Here is a 24462-nt window from a genome sequence, read left to right as displayed (position 1 = left end):
CGCTCAATCAGCGCGCCGCAAGGCCCTGCGGCGCAGGCCGACCGAGATGAGCGCCAGGCAGACCAGGCTCCCGGCCACCGCGGCGATGATCAGTGAGTTGCGGAGAGAACGAGCGCGGCCGTTCTCCTCCGCGGGGGGCGGACCGGTCGCGGGGAGAGCCTGCTCGGTGAACGGCCAGGGTGCGCCCTGCGGCTGGGGGTCGAGATTGGCCGTGAAGGTGAACCGGTGCCAGGTTCCCGACGGGTCCCGCACCGCGATCCCGTCGCATCCGTTCGCGACCACCACGACGTGTCCCCCCGTCCGGGGGAGTACGGCGACCGCCTTCGAGGAGGGGGGGTCGTCTTCGGGGGTGCACGACCCCCTCAGCCGTTCCCGCACCTGAGGGGGGACCTGCCACGTGGTCGTCCAGGTGGCGCCGCCGTCGGTGGTCGCGCTCAGGCGCATGGCGGGCGGGTCGACGCGGTAGCAGTGCTCCGGCCGCCCGGGTACACACGCCTTCGTGCTCGGCTCCGGCTCCCGGAAGACGGGCCTGGTCACGGCTCCGTCTCCGGCGTCGAGGCCGGGGGTGACCGGCCGGATGGCGCCGGAACCCGGCAGCGCGGCGTCGTCGGATTCCGACCGCCAGGTGGCGCCGCCGTCCCGGCTGACCACCAGCCCCGTGGAGGCGCGGACGACGATCACTCCGCCTTGTGTGCCGACGGCGTCCGCGTGGTATTCGGCGGGGGCCGGGGTGGCGACGACCGCGAACATCGCCACGGGGACCACGAGCATCACCCGTGCCGTCCCCGTGTGCACGGCGGCGTGCCGGGCGCGCCGCCACACCCACCACGCCACGCCCAGCGCCGCAAGCGCGACGAGGTCGGAGACGTCGGCGAGCACCACGGACGGGCCGGCGACCGTGGACCACACCTGAGAAGCCAGGGAGGCTCCGGCCGGGGTGGCCTTGACGAGGGCGAAGCCGCTCCCGGTGAGCAGCAGCGAGGCGACGGCGAGGCGGTCGGCGCACGGTTGCCGGCGGGCGAACCCGAAGACGGACACCGGCAGCGCCAGCAGCGGCGGGGCGACCAGCATGCCCGCGACGTCGCTCAGCTTCCCGGTGACGACGCCCGGCCACAGGTGCTTGAGGAAGTGGTCGTTGAGCAGCAGAACCATCACGGCCGTGACCGTCGCGGGGTGGCTCAGCCAGGCGAGAGCCGGATTTCGCGTCATGGCGCGTGCTCGGCGCATACCAGATGAGATGCACCTGGCCACGTGCCTGTTCCCCCGCCACGAGCTTCGCGTCGTATTCGTGACATCGAGCCGGTCGGGCCGGTGCTCACCACCCGCCGGCCATCGCTCCAGCCGGTTACCGGTCCACCGCTCGGACAGCCGTCCCGTGTGAGCGTGAAACCTCAGAACGCGCGGCCGGCCGTCAGGTGGGCCTGACGGCGGTAGCCGGCGGGCGGTGACCCGTACTGGCGTTTGAAGGCGTGGGTGAACGCGTACCGCGAGGTGCCGACCTGCCGGGAGATCACGTTCACGGGCGCGTCGCAGGTGCGCAGGAGCCGGGCCGCGGTGGTCACGCGTCACCACGTCAGGCAGCCCAGGGGCGGGCGGCCGACGAGGTGGGTGAACCGCCGGGCGAACGCCGCGCGGGAAAGGCCGGCCGACCTGCCCAGCTCGTCGACGGTCCACTGCCGGGCGAGGTCGCCGTGCATGGCGCGCAGAGCCGCCGCGGTCGCCGGGTCGTGCAGGGCCGCGACCCAGCCGGTGGCGGAGCCGCCGGAGGCGTGCTGCTCCTCGAACCAGGCGAGGCCTGCGACCGGCCGACTTCCTGACCTGGCTCGCCCCGCACGGAATCAAGTGGAGCATCACGAGCGCCCAGCCGCACGACGCGCCCTGGTTCGTCCGGAGCCGGGCTCGACGGCGTCGTGGTGGGCGCGCCGTCACGGCGGCACGCCCGAGCTCGGTACTCGCGGGGCCCGGTCTACCCGGTGGAGCCGCGGACGACCAGGGGGGTGGGCAGGATCCGCGGGGGCGGGGTGACGCCTTCGTTGATCATCATGATGACCGCCGCGGCGGCCGCCGTGCCGAAGCCCGCCTTGTCCTGGGCCAGCGTCGTGAGGCCCGGCGGCACCAGCGCGGCCAGCTCGATGTCGTCGAACCCGACCAGGGCGATGTCCTCGGGCACCTTCAACCCGGCCTCGGTCACGGCCCGCAGCGCGCCGATCGCCATCTCGTCGCCGGCGGCGAACACCGCGTCGGGCGGCTCCTCCAGCTCCAGCAGGGCGCGCATCGCGGCGTGACCGCCCGACAGGTAGAAGTCGCCCTCGACGACCAGCTCCGGCCGGTGCTCCAGGCCGAGGGCGGCCAGCTCCTCCAGGTAACCGCGCAGCCGCTCCGCGCCCGGCCTGGTGCGGGCCGGGCCGGTGATGGTGGCGATGGCCCGGCGCCCGGTCGCGTGCAGGTGGCGCACCGCCTCGCGCGCCCCGCCCACGTTGTCGGAGGTCACGTAGGTGGTCCACGGCCCCTCGACGGGCCGGTCGAGGGAGACGCACGGCACCTCCGACGCCGCCAGCGGCTGGAGCGAGGGGTCGGCCCTGCCGTTGTCTATGAAGACCACGCCGTCGAGGTGGTGCCTGCGCACGGCGCGGAGAAAGCTGTCGGGCGTGCCGTCCTCGCTGGTGGCGAGCATGAGCAGGTGGTAGCCGCGCTCGCTCAGCGCGGTCTTCAGCCCGATGAGGATCTCCTGGAAGAACGGGTGCCGCCAGCCGGGACGGCGGTGGTCGGTGTCCCAGATCAGGCCGACCATGTGGGATCTCTTGGTGGCCAGGGTGCGGGCCGACTCGTTGGGCAGGTATCCGATGCGTGCCGCGGTGCTGAGGATCAGCTCGCGGGTCTGGGCGTTCACCACCTCGGGGTTGTTGAACACGCGGGAGACAGTCGCCGACGACACCCCGCAGAGGCGCGCCAGCTCACGGATCGTTGCCACGGACGTACGTTATCGCATCTCGCTGAAACCGGTTTCATGTAACCGGTTGCATGGGAAGCTATGGGAGAGCCCGCACCATGTCAACCAATATCGAATATTTCCGCAGCATGACGTTTCTGTGACTTGACAGAGGGGGGCCGCGTTCTGTGAGATGGCCCACTGACAGGCCGATGCCGCACCGTTGCCGCGGGGCTCGGCCTCTCATCGCATCTCGCAGTCACCCTTCCTTTCCCCTCGAAGGAGTCCCAGGTGTCTGCTGGACGAATCCGTCTCGCCGCCGGAGCGCTGGCCGTCGGCATGCTCGCCGTCGGTTGCGGCGGCTCACCCTCCCCCTCCACCGGCTCCGCGCCCGCCGACAGCAAGATCACCCTGACGCTCAACCTGTTCGGGAACATGGGCTTCAAGGAGCTCTACGCCAAGTACGAGGCGGCCCACCCCAACATCAAGATCGTCGAGAGGACGTCGGCGTACAACGACCACCACCGCAACCTCGCGGCGCACCTGGCCACCGGCAGCGGCACCGCCGACATCGAGGCGATCGACACCGGGTTCGTCGCCCAGTTCAGGAACCAGCCCCAGCACTTCGCCGACCTGCTCAAGCACGGCGGCGACCAGCTCAAGGACCGCTGGCTGCCGTGGAAGTGGGAGGCGTCGCTGGCCAAGTCGGGGGCCCAGATCGGCTACGGCACCGACGTCGGCGGCCTGGCCATGTGCTACCGCCGCGACCTGTTCGAGAAGGCCGGGCTGCCCACCGACCGTGACGAGGTCGGCAAGCTGTGGCCCGACTGGGCGTCCTACTTCGAGACCGGCAAGCGCTACACCGCCAAGAAGCCCGAAGGCGCCGCGTTCTTCGACGGCGGCCCCCAGGTGTTCAACGCGATGATCGGCCAGGCCGAGACCGGCTACTACGACACCCAGGACAACGTCGTGGTCGCCACCAACCCGGCCGTCCGCTCCGCCTACGACCAGGTGCTCAAGGCCGTGGCCGACGGTCAGTCGGCCAAGCTCGTCGGCAGCTCGCCCGCCTGGAACACCGGCTTCGCCAAGAGCCAGTTCGCCACCATCGCCTGCCCCGCCTGGATGCTCGCCAAGATCCAGGACCAGGGCAAGGCCTTCGCCGGGCAGTGGGACGTGGCCGCCATCCCCGGCGGCGGCGGCAACTGGGGCGGCTCGTACCTGACCGTCCCGGCCAAGAGCAAGAACCTCAAAGAGGCCGTGGCGCTGATCACCTGGCTGACGACGCCCGAGCAGCAGATCGAGGTGTTCACCAAGCACGGCATCCTGCCCTCCACCGTCGCCACCTACGACAAGCCCGAGGTCACCGGGCTCAAGCACGAGTTCTTCAACAACGCGCCGATCGGGCAGATCTTCACCACCGCCGCCCGCAACCTCAAGCCGCAGTACCAGGGCCCGAGGGCCGGCGACATCCAGACCGCCATCCGCGACGCGATCAACCGCGTGGAGGAGGGCAAGCAGGACGGCGCCGAGGCGTGGACGCAGCTGCTCGGGGACGTCGAGCGCATCAGCAAGTGACGCGCGCCGATCCGTGAGAGCCGGGCGACGGCGGGCGAGCGAGTGCCCGCCGTCGCGCCCCCTTCCCCCGAGGAACCGAACGTGACCTCCGCCAGATCAGGGCCCCGGCGCCGCTGGATCTACCAGCTCGACGTCAAGGGCTCGCCGTACCTGTACATCGCCCCGTTCTTCCTGCTGTTCGGCGCGGTCGGCATGTTCCCGCTGCTGTACACCGCCTACGTCTCCCTCACCGACTGGAACCTGCTCGACCCGGCCCGCGAGTGGGTGGGGCTGGCCAACTACGCCGAGCTGGTGGCCGACGACTACTTCTGGAACGCGCTGTTCAACACCGTCAGCATCTGGCTGCTGTCCACCGTGCCGCAGCTGCTGGCCGCGCTGTTCATCGCGCACATGCTCAACCGCAGGCTGCGCGCCCGCACGCTGTTCCGGATGGGCGTGCTGCTGCCCAACGTGACCTCGATCGTCGCGGTCACGATCATCTTCGCCCAGCTCTTCGGCCGCGACTTCGGCATGGTGAACTGGGCCCTCGACCTGGTGGGCTTGGACCCGATCGACTGGCAGGCCGGCACGCTCTCCTCGCACGTCGCGATCTCGCTGATCGTCATCTGGCGGTGGACCGGCTACAACGCCCTCATCTACCTGGCCGCCATGCAGACCATCCCCGAGGACCTGTACGAGGCGGCCCGGCTGGACGGCGCGAGCCAGTTCACCCAGTTCCGCAAGATCACCGTGCCGATGCTCCGCCCCACGATCATCTTCACCGCCGTCGTGTCCACCATCGGCGGCTTCCAGATCATCGCCGAGCCGCTGCTGTTCCAGGCCGGCACCGGCAACCCGACCGGCGGCTCGGACCGCCAGTTCCAGACCGTCGGCCTCTACCTCTACGAGCAGGGCTTCAGCATGTACGAGTTCGGCTACGCCTCGGCGATCGCCTGGACGCTCTGCATGATCATCGTCGTCATGGCGCTCGTCAACTTCGCCATCACGCGCAGGATCAGGAGCAGCTGACATGGCAACCCTCACCGCCGTCCGGCGCGGCCTGAACCGCCGGGCCGTCCAACGCGGCTTGAATCCGCTGGGGGCGGGGTTCTGGACCTACGCCGCGCTCGTCGCCGTCCTGCTCGGCTCGCTGTTCCCCATCTACTGGTCGCTGGTCGTGGCCTCCCACGACAACGACGCCATCGCCAGCGTCCCGCCGGTCCTCACCCCCGGCGGCCACCTGTTCGACAACATCGCCCGGGTCTTCGACACCACCGCGTTCGGCCAGGCGATGCTCAACTCCGTCCTGGTGTCCGGCTCGGTCACCGTCTCGGTCGTGCTGTTCTCCACGCTGGCCGGCTTCGCCTTCGCCAAGCTGCGCTTCCGCGGGCGCAACGTACTGCTCGTCATGGCCATCGCCACCACCACCGTGCCGCAGCAGCTCGGCATCATCCCGCTGTACATCCTCATGGCGGAGCTCGGCTGGACCGGCAGGCTGGAGGCGGTGATCGTGCCCGGCCTGGTCACCGCGTTCGGCGTGTTCCTCATGACCCAGTACCTGTCCAGCGCCATCCCCGACGATCTGCTGGAGGCCGGCCGCATCGACGGGTGCAGCACGCTGCGGCTGTTCTGGCACGTCGTGCTGCCCGCCGCCCGGCCGGCCGCGGCCGTACTCGGCCTGTTCACCTTCATGCAGGCGTGGAACGACTTCTTCTGGCCGCTGGTCGTCCTCACCCCGGAGAACCCGACCGTCCAGGTCGCGCTCTCCAGCCTGGCCAGCGGCTACACCACCGACTACGCGCTCGTGCTCACCGGTACCGTTCTCGCGATCGTGCCGATCGTGGCGGTCTTCGCCGCGCTGGGCCGTCAGATCATTGGGGGAATCATGTCAGGAGCGATCAAGGGATGACCCAGGAACATACGGCCTTTCCCGCCGGGTTCGTGTGGGGGACGGCCACCGCCGCCTACCAGATCGAGGGCGCCGTGGACGCCGACGGGCGCGGGCCCTCCATCTGGGACACGTTCTGCCGCGTCCCCGGCGCGGTGGCCAGGGGCGAGAGCGGCGAGCACGCCTGCGACCACTACCACCGCTGGCGGGAGGACGTGGAGCTGATGGACCGGCTCGGCGCCGGCGCCTACCGCTTCTCGCTGGCCTGGCCCAGGATCATGCCCGACGGCGACGGCCGGGTGAACCAGCGCGGCCTCGACTTCTACCGGCGGCTCGCCGGCGCCCTGCGCGAGCGCGGCATCGAGCCGTACGTCACCCTCTACCACTGGGACCTGCCCCAGGCGCTGGAGGACCGCGGCGGCTGGCGCGCCCGCGACACCGCCGAGCGGTTCGCCGACTACGCCGAGGTCGCGCACGAGGCGCTGGGCGACTCGGTGTCCCACTGGATCACGCTGAACGAGCCGTACTGCTCGTCCATCGTCGGGTACGCCGAAGGCCGCCACGCGCCCGGCGCGCGCGAGGGGCACGGCGCGCTCGCCGCCGCCCACCACCTGCTGCTGGGCCACGGCCTCGCGGCGGCCAGGCTGCGGGCGCGGGCGCGGCCGGGGCAGCGGGTCGGCATCACGCTCAACATGTCGCCCACGGTGCCCGCGACCGGCTCCGCGGCCGACGCCGACGCGGCGCGCAGGATGGACCTGCTGGTCAACCGGCAGTTCACCGACCCGCTGCTGCTCGGCGCCTACGCGCCCGACATGGCGGAGACCTTCGGCGCCATCAGCGACTTCTCCTTCCGCCGCGAGGGCGACCTGGAGGTCATCGGCGCCCCGCTGGACTTCCTGGGCGTCAACTACTACTACCGGATCCACGCCGCCGCGGCGCCGTACGAGCAGGCGGACCCGGCGCTGCGCTCCGCGTTCGACCTCGGCGTGCGCAGCGTAACCCCGGACGGCGCGGCGACCAGCGGGCTGGGCTGGCCGATGGAGCCGCAGGGGCTCCACCAGACCCTGCTCGGCCTGAGCCGGCGCTATCCCGCGCTGCCGCCGATCCTCATCACCGAGAACGGCTACGGCGACGACGGGACCCTCGACGACACCGGCCGCGTCGCCTTCCTGCGCGACCACCTGGCCGCCATCCGCACCGCGATGGCCGACGGCGTGGACGTGCGCGGCTACTTCTGCTGGTCGCTGCTGGACAACTTCGAGTGGGCCCGCGGCTACGCCGCCCGCTTCGGCCTCGTCCACGTCGACTACGAGACCCAGGCCCGCACCGAGAAGGCGAGCTTCCACTGGCTGCGCGAGTTCATCGCGAAGCAGGGATGAGGATCCCGGCCGACTGACCCCACGCGCCTTCGGGGCCACTTCCCCGGGGAGTGGCCTCTGCCGGCCGGCCGGGCCGGCGGAGAACCGTGTCCGCCTCGCCGGATCTCGTCGGTGCTGTCAATCGGCTTCGACGCGACGAACGATCTCGTCGACGACGTGGGCGAGCGGTGCGGTGGCGTCGATGGAGACGCCGTTTCGCGGGAGGTCCTCTCTCGTCCGGTGCAACCGGATTTCTAGGGCGTACCCGGCCCCTCGGCGCCGTCACCGGCGGGCTCGGGACCGCCGATGGCGCGCCGCCCTGCGAGCGCGGCGCGGTAGACCGCGAGCGTCTCGTCGGCCGCCCTGCTCCAGCTCAGGTTCTCCCGGACGAACCTCTCCCCCCGGGCGCCGAGCGTACGGCGCAGCTCCGGATCGGTCATGACCTCGATCACGACGCGGGCGATGTCGCCGGGGTCGGCGCTCCGTACGAACCGGACGGCGGGCCGGTCGGGGTCGCCGAGGAAGACGCGGGAGAACCCGTCGCCGAGGATCGTGGGCCTGGCCAGCGCCATCGCCTCGGTGGCCACCAGGCCGAACGGCTCGAAGAGCGAGGGGAAGACGCAGGCGTCGGCCATCTCGTAGAACTCCAGGAGCGCCTTGCCGTCGACGAACCCGCCGGACGTCAGGACACGCCCGCCCAGGCCCGTCTCGGCGACGATCCGCGCCACACCCGCCTCGTCCCCCTCCCCGACGATCACCAGGCGCAGGCCGGGGACGGCAGGGGCGATCCTCCGCATGGCCTCCAGCAGCGGATAGACGCCCTTCTGCCGTTCGATGCGGCCGACGAACAGCAGCACCGGGTCCGCGGCGGCGATGCCGAGCCGGGCCCGCAGGGCGGCGGCTCCCGAGCGAAGCCCGTCGCGGTCGAACGCGGGGTCGGCGAGCACCCGTTCGTAGGTGCCGCCCAGGCGTACGACGTCGATCGGCGTCCGCCTCCAGCCCGCGGCGGCCAGCTCGGCGCGTACCTCGGGGGTGGCGACGACGACCCGCCGGGAGATCCGCGCCAGCCACCGCTCGACGGCGGCGAACACGTTCAGCGGGTCGGTGATGGTGCGCTGCGCCGCGACGCCGTACTCGGTGGTGTGCACGTGGAAGACGACCGGCAGCCGCAGCACGTAGTGGCAGAGCAGCCCGCACAGGAAGTTCGTCGAGTCGTGCACGGCGACCAGGTCGGGCCGCCCGTCCCGGCCCGCGCGGCGCAGCCGCAGGAAGTACCGCCAGTTGCTTGCCACGACGTTCAGCGCGAGCAGGGCGAACTCGGCGCCCCGGGTGCGGTTGAGCCGCCGGCGGCGGCCGATCGCGCCGAGGACGCGGCCGAGCGGGCGGTAGACGGTGACGCCGTCGCCGCGCTCGTGGACGGGTTGGTGGCCGTCGTTGAGCGTGAGGACGGCCAGCCGGTGGTCGCGGGCCAGGTACGGCGTCATCAGCTCGGCGTAGCGGCCGAGCCCCGCGGTGATGTTCGGCGGATACTGGTTGACGACGCAGGCGATCCTCATCGATCGGCCTCCTCCGTGGGTGGGGTGGCCGCCGCCGGGCCGTCCGGCCGGTACACCCGGCTCGCGGCACCCGCCACGACGGCCACCAGGATGAGATTGCTGAGGACGAACGCCACCAGCCCTCCGATCAGCCCCCACCAGGCGATGCACACCGCCTGGCCGGCGAGCGCGGCGGGCGTCCCGGCGGCGAGGCAGGCGATGAGCACCTTGGCGCCCCGCACCCCGTCCATCGACAGGGCGACGAAGTAGAGGTTGAAGACGGTGTGCGCGCCGATGCCCACGGCCGCCAGCGCCATCAGCCCGACCGAGTACGGGTACTCCTCGCCCATCACGAGAAAGAACACCAGGCTGGCCGCGAAGCAGAAGACCGCCGTGGCCGCCGCGACGGACGGCGCGAGCCGCGCGATCCTGCGCATCAGGGCGGGCTTGGCCGTCGTGGCCAGCATGGGCAGCAGCACCAGGCCGATCCCGTCGATGAACACCACGCCGAGCAGCCGCTTGGGGAAGCCGTTGTACAGGGAGTACACCCCGACGTCGGCCCGCCCGGCCCAGTGGTTGAGGAAGATCACGTCGACGCCGAACAGCACCGCGGTGAACGTGGCGATGACGGTCACGTACGCGCCGTGCCGGTAGAGCGACCTCGCGAGGGCCGGCGACCAGGAGCGCGGCGCCACCTCGCACCCGGCCACGGCCACGGCGGCGAAGACGAGGTTCGTCACGATGAGCGCGCCCAGGTACATCTCGGCGTCCCTGATCCCGAGCACGAGCAGGCAGTACGCCGAACCGGCCAGGTAGGCGGCGGCGACGGCCAGCTTGAGCGCGGCCACGAGCCTGAACCTCTTCAGCCCGCGCAGGAAGCTCTCGGTGAGCTGGTTGACGGTCATCGAAAGCGCCAGCGCCAGGCCGAAGGCGAGCGTGCGGGTGTCGACGCCGAGCGCCGCGGTCAACAGCGGCGCGGCCAGCATCCCGGCGGCGAACAGGGCCGTCCCGAGCACCAGCGTCGAGAAGAGCGCCGTCGTCACCAGGGCCGGCCGGTCCGCCGGTTCGGCGCGCGGCAGCTCCTGGAACATGACGTAGTTGAGGCTGGTGAGCATGGCGACGGTGGCGATCAGCGCGATCGACAGGACGACGGTGAAGTGGCCGAACGCGGCGGCGCCGACCCCCCTGGCGATGACCAGCGTGGTGGCCGCCGCGGTGCCGCTGGCCAGGGTGCTCACGAGCGTGGGCCCGGCCGCCCATCGGTGGCCGTCGACGACCCGCGCGACGCGGGCGCGCACGTCCCCGGCCGGTCCCCGGCGCGTCACCGGGCCAGCTCGGCGTACGCCGCCAGGGTCAGCTCGGCCGTCCGCGCCCACGTGTACCGCTCGCGGACGTGGGCGGCGCCGCGCCCGCCGAGCCGGGACGCGGCCGGCGGGTCGTCCAGGCACCGCAGCAGGGCGCCGGCCAGCTCCTCCGGCGAGTCGCGCTCGCACCGGATCGCGCCGTCCCCCACCACCTCCGGGGAGTAGCCGGGGCCGACGACCACGGGCCGGGCCAGCGCCATCGCCTCGATCGCGACCAGCCCGAACGGCTCGTAGGTGGACGGGAACGCGCACACGTCGGCGGCCAGGAAATGGGCGAACACCTCGGCTGAGCTCAGGAAACGGTACCCGGCGACCACGTGGCGGCCGACGCCCGTCTCGTCGATCAGCCGTGCCACCTCCGCGTTCTCGCCGGTGCGTGGAGCCTGCGCGCCGACGAGCACGATCCGCACGTCGTCGCGGTCCCCGGCGATCAGCGGAGCCGCCCGGACCAGGGTGCGGACGCCCTTGTGCGGCGACAGCCGACCGGCGAACACCACGAGCCGTCCGCCGCCGCCGGGCAGGTAACGGCGCCGGACCGCCTCGCGGAGCCGGTCGCGCTCGTCGCCGGTGAGAGCGGCCAGCCGCGACAGCTCGGGGTCCTCGAAGCCGTGCGGGATGACCCGCAGCCGGTCGGCCGGCCACCCGGACGCCGCGAGCTCGTCGCGCATCCCGGCGCTCGGCACCACGATCAGGCGTGCCATCCGCGCCTGGGCGGTCTCCAGCGCGGCGATGCCGGACGCCACCGCGGACCGGCGCCGGGAGGGCGCGGCGTTGAGCTCACGGGTGTGGACGTGGAACACCACCGGGGTGCGGGCGAGCACCCGGCAGAGGATGCCGGCGACGCAGCCCATCCAGTCGTGCACGGCGACGACCGACCCCGACGGCCCGGCGCCGGCCCGCAGGATGCGGGCCGCGACCCGTACGTTGAACACGAGCACCCCGATCACCCGGGCGACCCGCAGGAGCGCCGCCGGCGTCCGGGTGCCGCCGCCGGCCCGGTCACCGCCGGGGGTGCGCACCCGGTGCAGGGTGACGTCGCCGATCCGCTCCGTCCGCGGCGCCCCGTGCCGCGCGGTGGCCCCGAACACCTCGACGGGCGTGCCGAGCTGACGCATCGCGGCCATCATCCGCTCGGCGTACCGCCCGAGCCCGCCGACGACGTCCGGCGGCGCCTCGGCGCAGACGACGTAGACGGGGCGCGGCCGGGCCGTCGGCTCGCTCATCGGCGGCCGGCCTCCGTGTCCCTGAGGTACGCCTGCCGGGCGAAGTCGAGGTCGGCCTGGGTGTTGACGCCGCGCGCCTCGACGGGGTCGTCCACCGGCACCACGGTCAGCGGCCGGCCGGCCCGCGACAGGCAGGGAAGGAACGGCAGGAAGTTGACCTCGCCGGTGACGGCGCCCGGGGCGGCGTCACGCAGATAGCGCGCCCACCGCTCCCGAAGCCCGTCGGTGCCGAGGCAGAACACGCCGACGTCGCTGAGCCCGCCGGGGCGGCACTCGTCGCCCTCGCGCGACTGCCGCACCCGTACGAGCTCGGAGCCGGCGATCTCGTACTCGACGTACGGATCCGCCATCGGCACCAGCGGAATCGTGAGCCCGGCCCCCCGGTGGGCGGCCACGACGCGGCGGACGGTCGCGGCGGACAGGTTCGCCTGGTCACCCCAGACCACGAGGATCGCGTCGTAGGACTCCCAGTGCGGGGCGGCGCCGAAGATGGCGCCTCCCATGCCGGTCGGCTCGTCCTGGACGCTCACCGAGACGGCGCCGCTCCCGATCTCCTCGGCCGCGAGGTCCCGGAACGGGGCCTCGCCTTCGGGGGAGACGACGACGTGCGTGTGCTCGACCCGGGGCCGCAGCCGCCGGTGCAGCAGATGCCAGACGGTGACGCCGCCGGCGACCTCGACCATGATCTTCGGGATGCCGAACCCGAGCCGGGTGCCACGCCCGGCCGCCGGGATCACCGCGCAGACACGCTCACTCACCGCTGCTCCTGGTGGAAGAGGGACACGATCTCGTCGAGGTCCTGTACGGCGATCGCCCCGGCCGCGGGCTCGGCGGCGTGGACCTGGAGCGTCACCAGCCCGGCGCCGACCGCGGACGCCACCCCGTGCGCGGAGTCCTCCACGGCCACGGCGTCCTCCGGGTCGACGGCCCAGCGGCGGCAGGCGTCCGCGTAGAACCGCGGATCGGGCTTGCTCACCGGGATGTCGTCGCTGGTGAGCACGGCCCGGAAGTAGCCGCCCAGGGAGCAGGCCGAAAGGACCCGCTCGACCGACCCGCGGCTGCCGCCGGTGACCAGGTACACCGTGCGACCGTCCTGCGTGAGGCGCTCCAGGAGGCGGCGGGCGCCGGGCAGCACGACGACCACCCCCGCCTCGGCGTACTCGTGGTAGAGCCGCTGCTTGCGCCGGGCCAGCCGCCCGGCCGCGACGGCGTCGCCCGGGACCAGGCGCGCCGCCACCTCGGCGGTGCTCGCGCCGGCGTGGGCGGCGTACCGGAACGAGGCGAGCGCGCCGGGCGCGAACTCCGCGATCGCCTGGCGGAACGCGGCCTCGTGCGCGGGGCAGGAGTCCACGAGCGTGCCGTCGAGGTCGAACAGCCAGGTGCGGCGGCCGGCGACCGCGCCGGCCCGCGCCCGGGTCACTCGGCTCCCGCCAGCGCCGCCTCGCCGCGGATGGCCGTCAGGGCGTCGACCGTGCTGCGGCCGCCGTGCACGCCCGGACGGCCGGGGTCCTCCAGGTCGGCCGTGACCCACCGCGCCCCGGCCCACTCGCCGCGGTCGATCACGGCTCGCGGCACCGGGGGCACGGGCGGCAGGCCGTCCGACGGCGGGGCGGGGCGGGGGCACAGGACATGGGTGACGGTGCGCCGCTCGTTGCGGGGGTCGCCGAGGTAGGACAGGGTCAGGTCGACCAGATCGGGCGCGGTCAGCCCCTGGATGTCGTGGTCGTCGCGGGTGTTGACGACGAACACCTTGGCCACGGCCCGGCTCGCCGCGATCGCGTCCGTGACGCCCGGCGTCAGGTAGCTCGGCAGGAGCGACGAGTGCGGGGTGCCCGGCCCGTACACCAGGAGGTCGGTGTCCCTGATCGCGTCCAGCGCCTCCGGGTTCGGCGTGACGTCGGCGCGGTGGCGGGCCAGCACCTCCCGCACCCGCGCGGCGGGCAGCGCCTCCAGCTCGGCCCGGCACCGGTGGCCGAGCGGCCGACGGAGCAGGAACAGGTCGGTGATCGCCTCGTCGTCCTGCGGCGCGACGATGTCGGCCTCGTCGGCCAGGAGGCGGCCGTCGCGCTTGAGCGCGGCGAGGAAGGCGTTCTCGCCGCCGGTCACGTTCAGCAGCCGGACCGGGGAGCCGAACGTGCGGGCGCAGGAGCGGACGGCGGCGTTGAAGTCCTCCCCCGTGCGGAGGTACGCGCCGGCGAACACGAGGTTGCCGAGCGCGCAGTCGCCCAGGTCGATCCCGTGCGGCTCGGCGCCGAGCCGGCGCGCGAACAGGCGCAGGTCGCGTGTGATCTCCGCTCGCGCCTCCGGCCGCAGCGCGTCGAACGGCGTGCCGGAGGCCGAGCCGGACGGCGGACGCCCCGCGCGCCGTCCGGACGAGGCGATCTCGTCGATGAGGTGCCCGAGGCGCTCCGGCGTGGTCCCGGCAGGCAGGCGATGTTCCAGGACGGACATCAGCGCGGCCTGCCGCGGGTCGCCGCGGTCGAGGTGGAGCAGGCAGTTCTTGCGGAAGTCGGACGGCCCGAGCATCCCCGGCAGGTAACGTCGCAGCGCGCCGGTGGACAGCCCGTTGTCGTACCCGTTGATCACCAGGGAGAGGGCGAGCCCGGGGACGCCCAGCAGCCGGCGCGCGATGCTGGCCCCGCCGCGCCCGCCGCTGAACATGGTGACCGCGCTCAGCGGGCGTGCACGCGCGCTCAAAGCGTCTCCTCCGTCACCCGGGACGCCACCGGCCGTGGCGCCGGCGCACCGGACGGGCCCGGCCCGCGCAGGACGCCCCGGCGCAGCAGCCAGTTGCGGTATCCCACGTAGCCCACGAACAGCGCCCGGTCCCGCGCCCCCTTCCAGAACCGCCACCCGCGACGGCCGCCGCCGCGCTCCCGGTGCTCGATGGGAAGCTCGACCCAGGTGTGGCCCAGCTCGGCGACCCTCGCCGTGATCTCGGTCGAGCAGTTCATCCCGCCGGACTCCAGCGGCAGGGCGCGGAACAGCGGCCCGCTGACCACCTTGAAGATCGAGTTGAAGTCGCGGTAGCGGGTGCGGAGCAGGGCGTTGCTGACCGCGCCGCTGGCCGCCGATCCCCACCGGTACGGCAGGCCGTCGGCCTTCCTGATCCGCGCGCCGGAGAAGGCGAGCGCCTCACCGGCCTGGACGCGCGGGATGAACGCGTCGAGATTGGCTATCGGGAACTGGCCGTCCGAGTCGAGCAGCACGACCCAGTCCAGCCGGGTGCGGGCGATCGCGGCGGCGATCGCGGCGCCCGCGCCCCGGTTGCGGTCGAACGAGACGACGACGAGCTCGGGGCAGTCGGCCCGCAGGGCCGCGAGGATGGCCCCGGTCGCGTCGGTGCTCCCGTCGTCGCACACGACGATCTCCCACGCGCCGACCGCCGGGTGCCGCTCAAGGTAGTCGCGCCACTCGGTCACCGCCGCCGCGATGGTCTGCGCCTCGTTGTACGCGGGCGCCGCCACCGAGATGTCGACGGCACGGGCCCCGGCATGCGTGTTCGGCAAATCTCACCTCCCGGAAGAGCTTCGGATTCTGGCGTGACGGCCATGGCGAGACGGGCCGCCGGAGCCGGCTACCGGACCGGCGTGAGCTCCCCGGCCCCCAGCAGGCGGGCGATCCAGCGATCCAGGGGAAGCAGGTTGATCCCGACGACGATCGGAACGTGCGCGAGGGCGAACAGGATGGTCATGCCGAACGAGATCGGGCCGCCGGTGAACAGGTTGATGTGGGGCGCGTCGATGACCTCGGGGATCGCCACCGGGTTGGCGACGAACCACATGAGGTCGAGAAACCCCGAGAACAGGATGACGACGCCGGTCGCCATGACCTTCAGGCAGCGGCCCGGACTGCCGCCCCCGATCCGGTAGGCGGCGGCGACCGTGAGGACGATCGCCGGATAGAGCAGCAGATACAGGTGCGTGTAAAAGCTGTCGCCCTGCGCGCGTGCGACGTCGCCGAAGTAGAACCAGCTGACGCGCGGGATCAGGTAACCGGTGAAGAAGACGAACGGGATGTAGACCAGCCACTGCAGGCGCGGCGACACCCACGGGAAGAACGCGATGGCCACGCACAGGCAGGCGAACGCGAGCAGCTTGGCCACGAGCTCCCACGCCGTCTGGATCTCCCGCGCGTGGGGGGTGGCCAGCCAGACGAATGCGGCACCGGCCGCCCCGGCGACCAGGGCCAGCCACCACAGGTGCCGGGCCCACCGGCGCCGCCCGCGCAGGACGACGTCGGCGACGCGCCCGGGCCGGCTCGTGGTGACGTCCCCGTTCAGGAGCGACGGGGAGGGCGGGCTTTCGTCACGTGCCGTCATGGAGAATCGGCACCTTTCCTCCAGACGACGGGCGATCCGGGACGGTTATTAACTCCAGCCCCAAGCCATGGAGCGTCCCCCAGTATGGCAGCAGCCTCTCCAATAGCACCTAAGTATATGAAACTGGGACCTTCCCGCCTCGCTTCCTCAAAGCGGATTTCGGGCCGTGCGCGAAACGCCCAGGTGAACCGCTATACAAAATTCAACTTCCGAACGTATTTCTAGCCGGAACGGCTGATATATGAGCCCTTCTCAGGTATCGGTGCCGCAACTCGACTTTCGGACAATTCGTCGCGAATTCCGTAAGGGAGTGCGTGGCTCCATCCCTGCCGCCACTCCGCCGCTCACCCCGCGTGACGCCGGGATGCCTTCGCGGGCAGGTCCAACCGCCGTATCCGGCGATCGAGCCGGCGTTCTACGACGATCCCGGCGCCTCGGCCCCCTCGTTCCGCCCCCGCTGCGGGAGGAGGACCCGAGACAGGCGCGGGGCGCGGTCGTCCGGCGTGGCCCGTGGGAGACGGATGGTGAAGGTCGCCCCTGCACCCGGCCGCCCGTCCACGTCGACCGTGCCGCCGTGCGCGTCCATCACCTCGCTCACGAGGGCCAGGCCGATGCCGAGACCTCCGGCGTGAGGTTCGCCGACATGCCTGGCGAACAGGCGCTCGCCGTCACGCGGGTCCAGCCCCACGCCGTCGTCCCGCACACTGAGCCGCACCGTCTCGGGACCCGAGCCGACGGTCAGCCAGATGTGGCCGCCCTGGGAGGTGTGGCGGAGCGCGTTGTCCAGGAGTGCGGAGATCACCCGGCGCAGCGAGGGCTGCGCTCCGCGCACGACGTGGTCGCCCGGGCCTCGCCGCAGGCCGATCGTCACTCCGCGAGCCTCGGCGCGGGCCGCCTCGGCGGCGGCCGACTCCTCGGCCAGCGCGGCCAGGTCCGTGAGCCCGAACGACCGGCGGTGCCGCTTGAGCTGGCTCGAAAGCAACAGGTCCTCGATCACCTCGCCCAGTTGCCCGATGCCGGTGACGAGCTGGTCGACGTCGCGGGCGATGAGCTGGGGATCCGGCTCCCGCCGCAGGCGCCGCGCGGCGAGCTGCGCGCGGACGTGAAGACGGGTGAGCGGCGTGCGCAGCTCGTGGCTGACGTCGGAGGTGAACCGGCGCTGCCGGTCGAGGGCCTCGCCCAGCGGCGCGATCGCCCGGCGGGCGAGGATCTGCCCGATCAGCAGCGCCGCCAGCAGGGCCACGACCTCCGCCGCGCAGAGTGTGCGCAGCAGCCTCTGCCGCTCGGCGACAGGGAAGTACAGGTCCATCACCGCCTGCACCGGCACGCCGCCGCGCCGCTGCGTACGGACCAGGTACGTCTGCCCGCCGGCCTCCACGACCTCGACCCGGGTGCGGCCGCCGGCGGCGACCCGGTCGAGTGCCCCGCGAACCGGGAAGCCCCGCGGTGCGCCCGGGGAGGACCACACGGTGTCCTGCCTCAGTTCGAACAGCCAGACGCACGGCGGCGGGTGGGTGATCGGGGCCGACCGCGCGGCCACGGCCAGGTCGCGCCGGGCGGTGGCGTCCTGGTCGTCGACCACCACGTAGTAGACCAGCGCGCCCAGGAGCGCGATCGCCAGCGAGAACACGCCCGCCACCTGCGCGGTGATCCTCCGGCGGGCACGTGTCAGCAGGTGACGCTCCGGGTCGGCGGGCCGTCGTCTCACAGCTCACCCAGGCGGTACCCCACGCCACGAACGGTGTGCACGACGCAGGACCCCAGCTTGCCGCGCAGGTAGTAGACGTAGGTGTCCACGATCGACTCGGTCGTGGCGCCGTCGAACACCCGCTGCAACAGCAGGGGGCGCGTGTGCACCTGCTTGGGGCGGATCGCCAGCGTGCGGAGCAGCCGGCTCTCCTGGCCGGACAGCGTCACCTGTCCGCCGGACGACAGTCTCACGGTGCAGGACGCGGAGTCGAGCCAGCCGACGCCGACCGGCAGCAGCGCGGCCTGGTCCAGGTTTCTGCGGTGCAGGGCGCGCACCCTGGCCAGCAGTTCGTCGAGGTCGAACGGCTTGACCAGGTAGTCCTCGGCGCCCGCGTCGAGCCCGGTGACCCGGTCGGTGACGGCGCCGAACGCGGTGAGCATCAGCACCGGCACGGTGACCGCCCGGCGGCGCAGCCTTCTCAGCAGATCGAGACCGTCGACCACGGGGAGCCCGCGATCGATGATCATCACGTCGTAGTCGCGGCTCAGCCCCAGGTGCAGGCCGCGCTGGCCCTCCAGCGCCAGATCGACCGTGTATCCCTCGCCGACGAACACGTCGGCCAGCATGTCCCCCAGATCGCGGTCGTCCTCCACGAGCAGCAGGCGACGGGAGCGCGATCCGGGCGTCCCCGGTGTCCGTGCCACCCGCCCACCGTGGCACCCATATCAGGAAATATCCAGCTTTCAGCAACTTCGCCGGGGCATGCTGCGCATTCACCAGCCGACACCTGAAACTAGATGAAATTTGAATGGTTTCTCGCGCAACCTCTCGTGTCGGCCGACCCCTGGTCACTCACCGGCCCTGGGGGTGAGCCCGCCGGAGAAGTGGCGCTCGCACGGCCGCGACCGGTGCGCGTCCCACACCATGTACGTCCCGAGAACGAGCTGCACGAGGCTGCGCCAGAGGTCCTCCCAGCCGTCCCTGAACCACATGTACAGCAACGTCAGACGCCGTACCGGCCCGCGCCGCGCCGCTCCCAGGGGGGTGAGGAGGCACGGCCCCCGGTTGGGCAGGGACCGGGTGTGCGAGGCGGTGGAGTCGAGCCGGCACGCGCGGAGGGTCTCACGCACCGCGACCCGCATGGCGAGCGGCGCGAGCCGCGCCGCCGGGCAGGGACGGTTCGCCGGCATGCCGAACGGAATGTGGTTGAGCTCCCGTCTCGGGGCGTGGCCGGGTGCGAAGCGTCCGGGGTCGAAACGCTCGGGGTCGGGGAAGCCCGCCCGGTGGAACGCGGGGTAGTCGAAGCACAGCACCGAGCCGGCCGGGATCGTCCCCCCGTCTCCGAGAGGGATGTCGCCGGTGGTGATGCGGTGCGCGATGCCGAAGAGCGGGTAGAGCCGCAGCGTCTCCGAGACGACCTGGTCCAGGTAGCGGTCGTCGCCGTCACGCGCCCTGTCCTGTACGTCCGGGTGCCGGGCGAGTGCCATCAGCACGTGCGCCACGGCCTCCGACATCTGCACGACGGCGGTGTTGAAGAAGGCGCCCTGGAGATAGAGCGCCCGCTCCCGGGCCGTCAGGCCCGCCGGGAGCTCGTGCCGCACCCGGGGCAGCGACTCGACCAGGTACGCGGTCAGCCGCTCGCGCCGGTCCATGTGCCGCAGGCCGCAGAACTTCAGGGTGGTGACGACGTCGTCCGCGTTGCCGACGATCAGATCCCGCGCGTGCGGCGGGCACGGCTCGCCGAACACGAGCTCGTAGGAGAACTCTGCCCACACCGGCATCAGCATGTCCCGCAGCCGGACCATCCCCCGCCTGTCCCGCAGCGCCCGGGTGACGCAGCGGCGGGTGAGCTCCTCCGCCCGTGTCCGCGGCACGGACATGATGCGGCGGGTGACGAGGGCGACGGCGTCGTACCGCTCCCCGGCCTCCAGGTGCTCCTGGTGCATCTCGGGCCCCGGCGACAGCCAGTACCAGAACAGGTCGGACAGGGCGGCGCCCCTGCTGCGGCCGGAGGCCGCCGGGTGGGAGTAGACCTCCCGGAACCGGTCGACGCCGATCAGCTCGCCGGGGACCGGAATGCTCTCGTCACCGTTGATCCTCGTGAACACCCACCCGCGCAGCGCGACGACCCGGCCGGGCAGCCACCGGGGGAAGCCGATGAGGAGTGCGGCCACGGCCACCGCCACCGCCGCCGCCGTCAGCACGGCCGCACCAGCTCTGGCCCGAGGTCGTCCACCGAGGCGACGCCGCACAGGGTGAGCGTTTGCTCGACGTCCTCGCGGAGCAGCGCGAGCACGCGGGCCACGCCGCGCTCGCCGCCGGTCGCCAGGCCCCAGATCACCGGACGTCCGACCGCGACCGCGGACGCGCCCAGCGCCATCGCCTTCACCACGTCGGGGCCGCGCCGGATCCCTCCGTCCACCAGCACCGGCACGGCCCCGGCGACGGCGGCCACGATCTCCGGCAGCAGCTGGACGGTGGCCGGGACGGTGTCGAGCTGCCGTCCGCCGTGGTTCGAGACGTACAGCGCCGACACGCCGTGCTCCAGCGCGAGGCGCGCGTCGGCCGGATGCGTGACGCCCTTGAGCACGATCGGCAGCCTCGTCATCCGCCTCAGCGCGTCGACGTGCTCCCACGAGATCTCCGGCGACATGACGATCGGCCGCACCAGGTCGCCGTCGCGCAGGTTGTCGCAGCGCATGCCCTCCGGCAGGTCGACGAAGCCGTTGCGCAGGTCCCGGTCGCGGTGTCCCCGGGCGGGGGAGTCCACGGTGACGACCAGCGCCGTGCATCCGGCGGCCTCGGCGCGGCGGACGATCGCCTCGGTGAAGGCCATGTCCGGCTGGACGTAGAGCTGGAACCACAGGGTGGCGCCGGGCGCGGCGGTCGCGACGTCCTCGACGGCCACGGTCGCCGCCATGCTCACGATCATGATGGTGCCCGCGCCGGCCGCCGCGCGCGCCGTGGCCGGCTCGCCCTCCGGATCGGCCAGCCGGTGGAACGCGGTCGGCGCCACCAGCACCGGCATGGCCACGGGGCTGCCGAGCAGGGTGACCCCGATCCGCGGGCTCCCCGCACCACGCAGCACGCGCGGCAGCAGCGCGAGCCGGGCGAACGCCGCCTCGTTGGCCCGCAAGGTGATCTCCTCGCCCGTCCCGCCGGCGAAGTAGTCGTAGTGCGCGGGGTCCAACCGGTCCCGGGCCGCCGCCTCGAACTCCCCGATGGTCCGTAGCACGGCCGTCACCCCGAGGCCGGGAGGCTGTGGTGAGTGCCCGCCGATCGGCGGGCCCCGCGGACCGAGCTGTCGGGCACTGGCGCCTCCCGCCCTGCGGTGATTGAAGTTTCACCAGTCTTGGCCCGGGATTCTCAGAGATCGATCAGAGCGTCTGGGGCAGGTACCGCTCCAGCAGGGCCCGCTTGTCCGGTTTGCCGCTAGCCGCGACCGGAACGGCGGACACCGTCCTGATCGTCCGCGGGACGCTGCCCTCACCGAGATCGGCGCGGACCAGCTCCGCCAGGGCGGCGGGATCCGGGGTGCGGCCGGGGGCCGGGACGACGAACGCGTGGGCCGCCTCCCCGGTCCGCTCGTCCGGCGCGCCGGCCACGTACGCTTCGGCCACGTCCGGATGGCCGGCCAGCACCCGTTCGACGGCGCCGGCGTACACGACGATCGCGTTGACCATGATCACGTCTCTGGTCCGTCCGGACAGGTACAGCAGACCGGCGTCATCGACGTGACCGAGGTCACGGGTGCGCACCCAGCCGTCCCGCAGCACGTCGCCGGTCTCCTCCGGCAGATCCCAGTAGCCCGCCATCACGAAGGGGCTGCGCACGTGGATCTCGCCGGTGCGCCCCGCGGCGACCGGGCGGCCCTTCTCGTCGCGCACGCTGATCTCGGCGCTGGGATGCGGGCGTCCGACCGGGACAGGCGCGTCGTCCGGCAATCGAGCGAGGTCGCTGGACGGGAACATGGAGATCACGCCGGCCTCGGTCGCCCCGTACCCCACGTAGACGACGGGACCCAGCCGGTCCACCGCCTCCCGCAGCCGATGCCGGCTGACAGGCGAGCCGGAGACCGTCAGCGCGCGCAGGCTGCCGACGTCGACCCGCTCCTCGCGAAGCAGGTCGAGCATCGCGCACAACCGCGGCACGGCCGCGATGGCGCCGGTGATCCGGTACCGCTCGATCGCGTACGGGAACAGCGGCCGGCCGTCCTCCTCGGGAATCACGGCGGTCCCGCCGCCCAGCAGACACGCCGCCAGAAAGTCCAGCACCACCATGCTGGACAGGGTGCCGAACACCATGTACCGCTGAAAGGACTCGGCGAAGCCGGGCGCGATCGACGCCCAGGTGAGATGGCAAGACCAGTGCGCGGCAAGAGCCCGATAAGTAAGCGCACACCCCTTCGGCCGCCCCGTGCTCCCACTGGTGAAGGACACCAGAGCCACGTCGTCCGGATGCGCCGCGACGACCGGAAAACGACCGCCGCCAGAATCGACCGCGCCCAGGAAGCGACCGTCCCCAGGATCGGCCGCCAGGAAGCGGCCATCGCCGGGATCGGCCAGGAGGTCGATCGCCCCCGCCACCCCGGGGACGGGCCCGAGCGACAGCACAACGGCCGATCCGGCGGCGCGCAGCAGCTCCGGTGTCACCGTCGACCGGTCGAGAACCACGGCGTCGACCCCCACGCCGAACACATGGACGAGCTGGCCGGGCGTGTACCCGGGCCGTACGCCCACGACGCGGCACCCCAGCACGTACGCGGCCATCTGAGCGGCGAACCCCTCCGGCGAGACGCCGGTGCTGACGGCGACCCCCCACCCGGGGCCGATGCCCACACCGCGCATGGTGACGGCCATGCGCCCGATGAGCTCAAGCAACTCGCCCCGAGAAACGACCCTGTCCCCCTGCTCAAAGGCGGCGGTGCCCGGCGAACGCAGCAACGCGTCCAGCAACAGCCGCGGAAACGCCTCCGCCACGTCCTCGGCCGCCTCTGCGAGCCCCTCGGCGCGTCCCTGGCGCACAGCGCGCGTCATGGAATCGTCCATGTCCAGCTCCTTCGTCTCCTGAGGCGCCCGCCCCCCGGCCTCCCACCGCCTGTCGCCGGACGACGGTAGACGGCACAGATCAGAGACGGATCAGAACGCCGCGGGAGTCAGGAGTGCAGCCCATCGCCGGCTCCGTCGTCGCCGCACGAGGAACGATCTGCCGGCCCGCCGCGCGGGACGGCCACAGGTGGCACGGGTCGGTCGGGGAGTTCTCCGAGCCGTCGCAGCGCGCGGAGTCCGGGTACGAAGCAGTATTCGCCGCCGCGGGTGACGACGAACGTGGGCAGAGCGCGCAGGCGCCGGCGTACGGGCCGCCGGGGGATCGTGAAGTCGCGACAGCCCTGGTCGAAGCCGATGACGGGATCCCGCTCGTCGCCGCCGCCGAAGAAGACGCCGCTGTTCATCCACTCGGACTGGACGAACTCGAACTGCCGGCCGAGGTGCGCGCCGATGAAGGCGAACATGAGCCCGCGGTCCTCGCCGTCGTCCTCCAGAACGCCTTCGGGCAGCTGCGGGCCGTACGCGGTGCCGCGTCTGATCATGCGGTGCAGCCTGGGGGATCCGGCCACCGAAGCGTCGCGGGGATTGCCCCGCCGGATGTGGCAGCCGCCGGGCGTGGTGTAGCCCGCCGGGTCGTCGCGCTCGTACAGGAAGGTGTTGTTGCGGTCCGGGTCGGCGCCGAGGCCGGGGGCGTCGTGCAGCGGGGTCAGGGCCAGGGGCGCGCCGCTGCGCCAGCGTCCCATGATCTTGGCTGCCAGCAGCTCTTCGTCTTCGGGGCCGGTGGAGTTGTCCCTCAGGAAGCGCCGGAAGGCGGCGACACGTTGGTGGAGCTTGCGGAAGACCATGTAGGTGCCGTTGCGGCCGAGCACCTCGGGCAGGGGTGTCTGGACACCGCCGAGCTCGTCGGGGTACCCGAGCACGAACTCGCCGGCCTTGAGCGGTGGCTCCAGCCGGTTCGACCCGGGGATGCCGCTGCCCTGGACCGCCGGGTTGCCGATGCCGTCGCGGTAGCCGAAGGGTTCGGTCTGGGAGGGCAGTGCGTGGCAGTCCTGCCGCCAGATCGCCGTCACGCCGGGGAGCGCGTCGAAGGCCGGGCGCGCACGTGCGAGGACGGTTTCGAGTCGTTCGCTGTCGGGGGCGAGCGCCACCAGTACCACGTGGACATCGCAGGTGCCGAGCGGTGGCTCCCAGTTGGCGGGATCGCTCTCGCCGACGTCGCCGAGCGCCTTGGCCCGCGCCGCCATCCCTTGGCGGAACTCCCAGGCGAAGGTGTCCAGCGAGTCCTGTGGCACGCCGAGTGCTCTGAGACCCTGGTAGGTGACGGCCACGCTCACCCAGGTCTCCCCCGGAGGGCCGACCGGGTCGGCGGCCGAGGTCACCACCGCGCTCGCGCGGCGCATGAGCTCCCTGCCGTGCGCGGGGTCGTCGACGCGCACCAGGATGTACGTCGCCGCGTACGGCGTCGGCCGAGGGCTGAGCACGCAGCGCTGGATGTCGTGGAGTTCGAGCGCCGCCTGTGTTGTCTCGGGGACCATGTCGCCTCCCTGTGGTG

At 72.5% G+C, this 24462-nt stretch carries 22 protein-coding genes; 4 read left to right on the top strand and 18 right to left on the bottom strand.

The annotated features are described in order from the left end of the window. Window positions 1–3 precede the first annotated feature (3 nt). The 4 genes from PYR91_RS09420 to PYR91_RS09405 all read right to left on the bottom strand — a co-directional run bounded on the left by PYR91_RS09420 (window position 4) and on the right by PYR91_RS09405 (window position 2971). Window positions 4–1209 (bottom strand): hypothetical protein, encoded by a 1206-nt coding sequence (locus PYR91_RS09420; protein WP_279779023.1) that lies wholly within the window; start codon window positions 1207–1209, stop codon window positions 4–6. 182 nt (window positions 1210–1391) lie between these two features. After that, entirely contained in the window at window positions 1392–1562 is a 171-nt protein-coding gene (locus PYR91_RS09415; protein ID WP_279779021.1) for a hypothetical protein, read from the bottom strand. Between the two features lie 3 nt (window positions 1563–1565). Further along, window positions 1566–1697, bottom strand: coding sequence for a hypothetical protein (locus PYR91_RS09410; RefSeq protein WP_279779020.1), 132 nt, complete (start codon window positions 1695–1697; stop codon window positions 1566–1568). Between the two features lie 269 nt (window positions 1698–1966). Beyond that, a complete protein-coding gene (locus tag PYR91_RS09405; RefSeq protein WP_279779019.1) occupies window positions 1967–2971 on the bottom strand; it encodes a LacI family DNA-binding transcriptional regulator in 1005 nt (334 codons plus the stop codon). A gap of 249 nt (window positions 2972–3220) precedes the next feature. Between PYR91_RS09405 and PYR91_RS09400 the strand changes: the two genes are divergently transcribed. The 4 genes from PYR91_RS09400 (at window position 3221) to PYR91_RS09385 (ending at window position 7750) form a co-directional block, all read left to right on the top strand. Beyond that, window positions 3221–4504, top strand: coding sequence for an ABC transporter substrate-binding protein (locus PYR91_RS09400; RefSeq protein ID WP_279779018.1), 1284 nt, complete (start codon window positions 3221–3223; stop codon window positions 4502–4504). 81 nt (window positions 4505–4585) lie between these two features. After that, window positions 4586–5512: a sugar ABC transporter permease gene (locus tag PYR91_RS09395; RefSeq protein ID WP_279779017.1), complete on the top strand. Its 927-nt coding sequence runs from the start codon at window positions 4586–4588 to the stop codon at window positions 5510–5512. 1 nt (window position 5513) lies between these two features. Beyond that, the gene (locus tag PYR91_RS09390) at window positions 5514–6392 is read left to right on the top strand and encodes a carbohydrate ABC transporter permease (RefSeq protein ID WP_279779014.1); all 879 of its coding nucleotides are present in this window, start codon (window positions 5514–5516) and stop codon (window positions 6390–6392) included. After that, complete coding sequence (locus tag PYR91_RS09385; RefSeq protein ID WP_279779013.1) at window positions 6389–7750, top strand: GH1 family beta-glucosidase; 1362 nt, start codon at window positions 6389–6391, stop codon at window positions 7748–7750. Before PYR91_RS09390 ends, PYR91_RS09385 begins: the two co-directional genes overlap by 4 nt. A 233-nt stretch (window positions 7751–7983) precedes the next feature. Here PYR91_RS09385 and PYR91_RS09380 read toward each other — a convergent pair whose 3' ends face one another. The 14 genes from PYR91_RS09380 to PYR91_RS09315 form a co-directional block, all read right to left on the bottom strand. Continuing rightward, window positions 7984–9285, bottom strand: a complete 1302-nt coding sequence (locus PYR91_RS09380; RefSeq protein WP_279779012.1) for a glycosyltransferase family 4 protein — start codon at window positions 9283–9285, stop codon at window positions 7984–7986. After that, window positions 9282–10589: an oligosaccharide flippase family protein gene (locus PYR91_RS09375; RefSeq protein ID WP_279779011.1), complete on the bottom strand. Its 1308-nt coding sequence runs from the start codon at window positions 10587–10589 to the stop codon at window positions 9282–9284. Before PYR91_RS09375 ends, PYR91_RS09380 begins: the two co-directional genes overlap by 4 nt. After that, window positions 10586–11851, bottom strand: a complete 1266-nt coding sequence (locus PYR91_RS09370; protein ID WP_279779008.1) for a glycosyltransferase family 4 protein — start codon at window positions 11849–11851, stop codon at window positions 10586–10588. Before PYR91_RS09370 ends, PYR91_RS09375 begins: the two co-directional genes overlap by 4 nt. Further along, window positions 11848–12609: an NTP transferase domain-containing protein gene (locus tag PYR91_RS09365; RefSeq protein ID WP_279779006.1), complete on the bottom strand. Its 762-nt coding sequence runs from the start codon at window positions 12607–12609 to the stop codon at window positions 11848–11850. The genes PYR91_RS09370 and PYR91_RS09365 overlap by 4 nt, the downstream gene beginning before the upstream one ends. Beyond that, entirely contained in the window at window positions 12606–13271 is a 666-nt protein-coding gene (locus PYR91_RS09360; protein ID WP_279779004.1) for an HAD family hydrolase, read from the bottom strand. The genes PYR91_RS09365 and PYR91_RS09360 overlap by 4 nt, the downstream gene beginning before the upstream one ends. Further along, window positions 13268–14548 carry a 2-phospho-L-lactate transferase CofD family protein gene (locus PYR91_RS09355; protein ID WP_279779002.1) on the bottom strand — a complete coding sequence of 427 codons (1281 nt, stop codon included), beginning with the start codon at window positions 14546–14548 and terminating at the stop codon, window positions 13268–13270. The genes PYR91_RS09360 and PYR91_RS09355 overlap by 4 nt, the downstream gene beginning before the upstream one ends. Further along, window positions 14545–15360 carry a glycosyltransferase family 2 protein gene (locus tag PYR91_RS09350; RefSeq protein WP_279779001.1) on the bottom strand — a complete coding sequence of 272 codons (816 nt, stop codon included), beginning with the start codon at window positions 15358–15360 and terminating at the stop codon, window positions 14545–14547. Before PYR91_RS09350 ends, PYR91_RS09355 begins: the two co-directional genes overlap by 4 nt. Before the next feature lie 68 nt (window positions 15361–15428). Then, complete coding sequence (locus PYR91_RS09345; RefSeq protein ID WP_279779000.1) at window positions 15429–16172, bottom strand: hypothetical protein; 744 nt, start codon at window positions 16170–16172, stop codon at window positions 15429–15431. A 415-nt stretch (window positions 16173–16587) separates the two neighbouring features. Next, a complete protein-coding gene (locus PYR91_RS09340; protein ID WP_279778999.1) occupies window positions 16588–17880 on the bottom strand; it encodes a HAMP domain-containing sensor histidine kinase in 1293 nt (430 codons plus the stop codon). Then, on the bottom strand, window positions 17877–18566 hold the full coding sequence (locus tag PYR91_RS09335) for a response regulator transcription factor (RefSeq protein WP_279778998.1): 690 nt from the start codon (window positions 18564–18566) through the stop codon (window positions 17877–17879). Before PYR91_RS09335 ends, PYR91_RS09340 begins: the two co-directional genes overlap by 4 nt. A 144-nt stretch (window positions 18567–18710) precedes the next feature. Next, window positions 18711–20066 (bottom strand): cytochrome P450, encoded by a 1356-nt coding sequence (locus tag PYR91_RS09330; RefSeq protein ID WP_279778995.1) that lies wholly within the window; start codon window positions 20064–20066, stop codon window positions 18711–18713. Then, window positions 20060–21097 carry an alpha-hydroxy acid oxidase gene (locus tag PYR91_RS09325; protein ID WP_279778993.1) on the bottom strand — a complete coding sequence of 346 codons (1038 nt, stop codon included), beginning with the start codon at window positions 21095–21097 and terminating at the stop codon, window positions 20060–20062. Before PYR91_RS09325 ends, PYR91_RS09330 begins: the two co-directional genes overlap by 7 nt. Window positions 21098–21239: 142 nt before the next feature. Continuing rightward, the gene (locus PYR91_RS09320; protein WP_279778990.1) at window positions 21240–22910 is read right to left on the bottom strand and encodes an AMP-binding protein; all 1671 of its coding nucleotides are present in this window, start codon (window positions 22908–22910) and stop codon (window positions 21240–21242) included. 107 nt (window positions 22911–23017) lie between these two features. Beyond that, entirely contained in the window at window positions 23018–24445 is a 1428-nt protein-coding gene (locus tag PYR91_RS09315; RefSeq protein ID WP_279778987.1) for a peroxidase, read from the bottom strand. Window positions 24446–24462: the final 17 nt, after the last annotated feature.

Source organism: Sphaerisporangium sp. TRM90804 (genome assembly GCF_029846175.1).
Classification (GTDB): domain Bacteria; phylum Actinomycetota; class Actinomycetes; order Streptosporangiales; family Streptosporangiaceae; genus Sphaerisporangium.
This window is presented reverse-complemented; position numbering and strand designations above follow the sequence as displayed.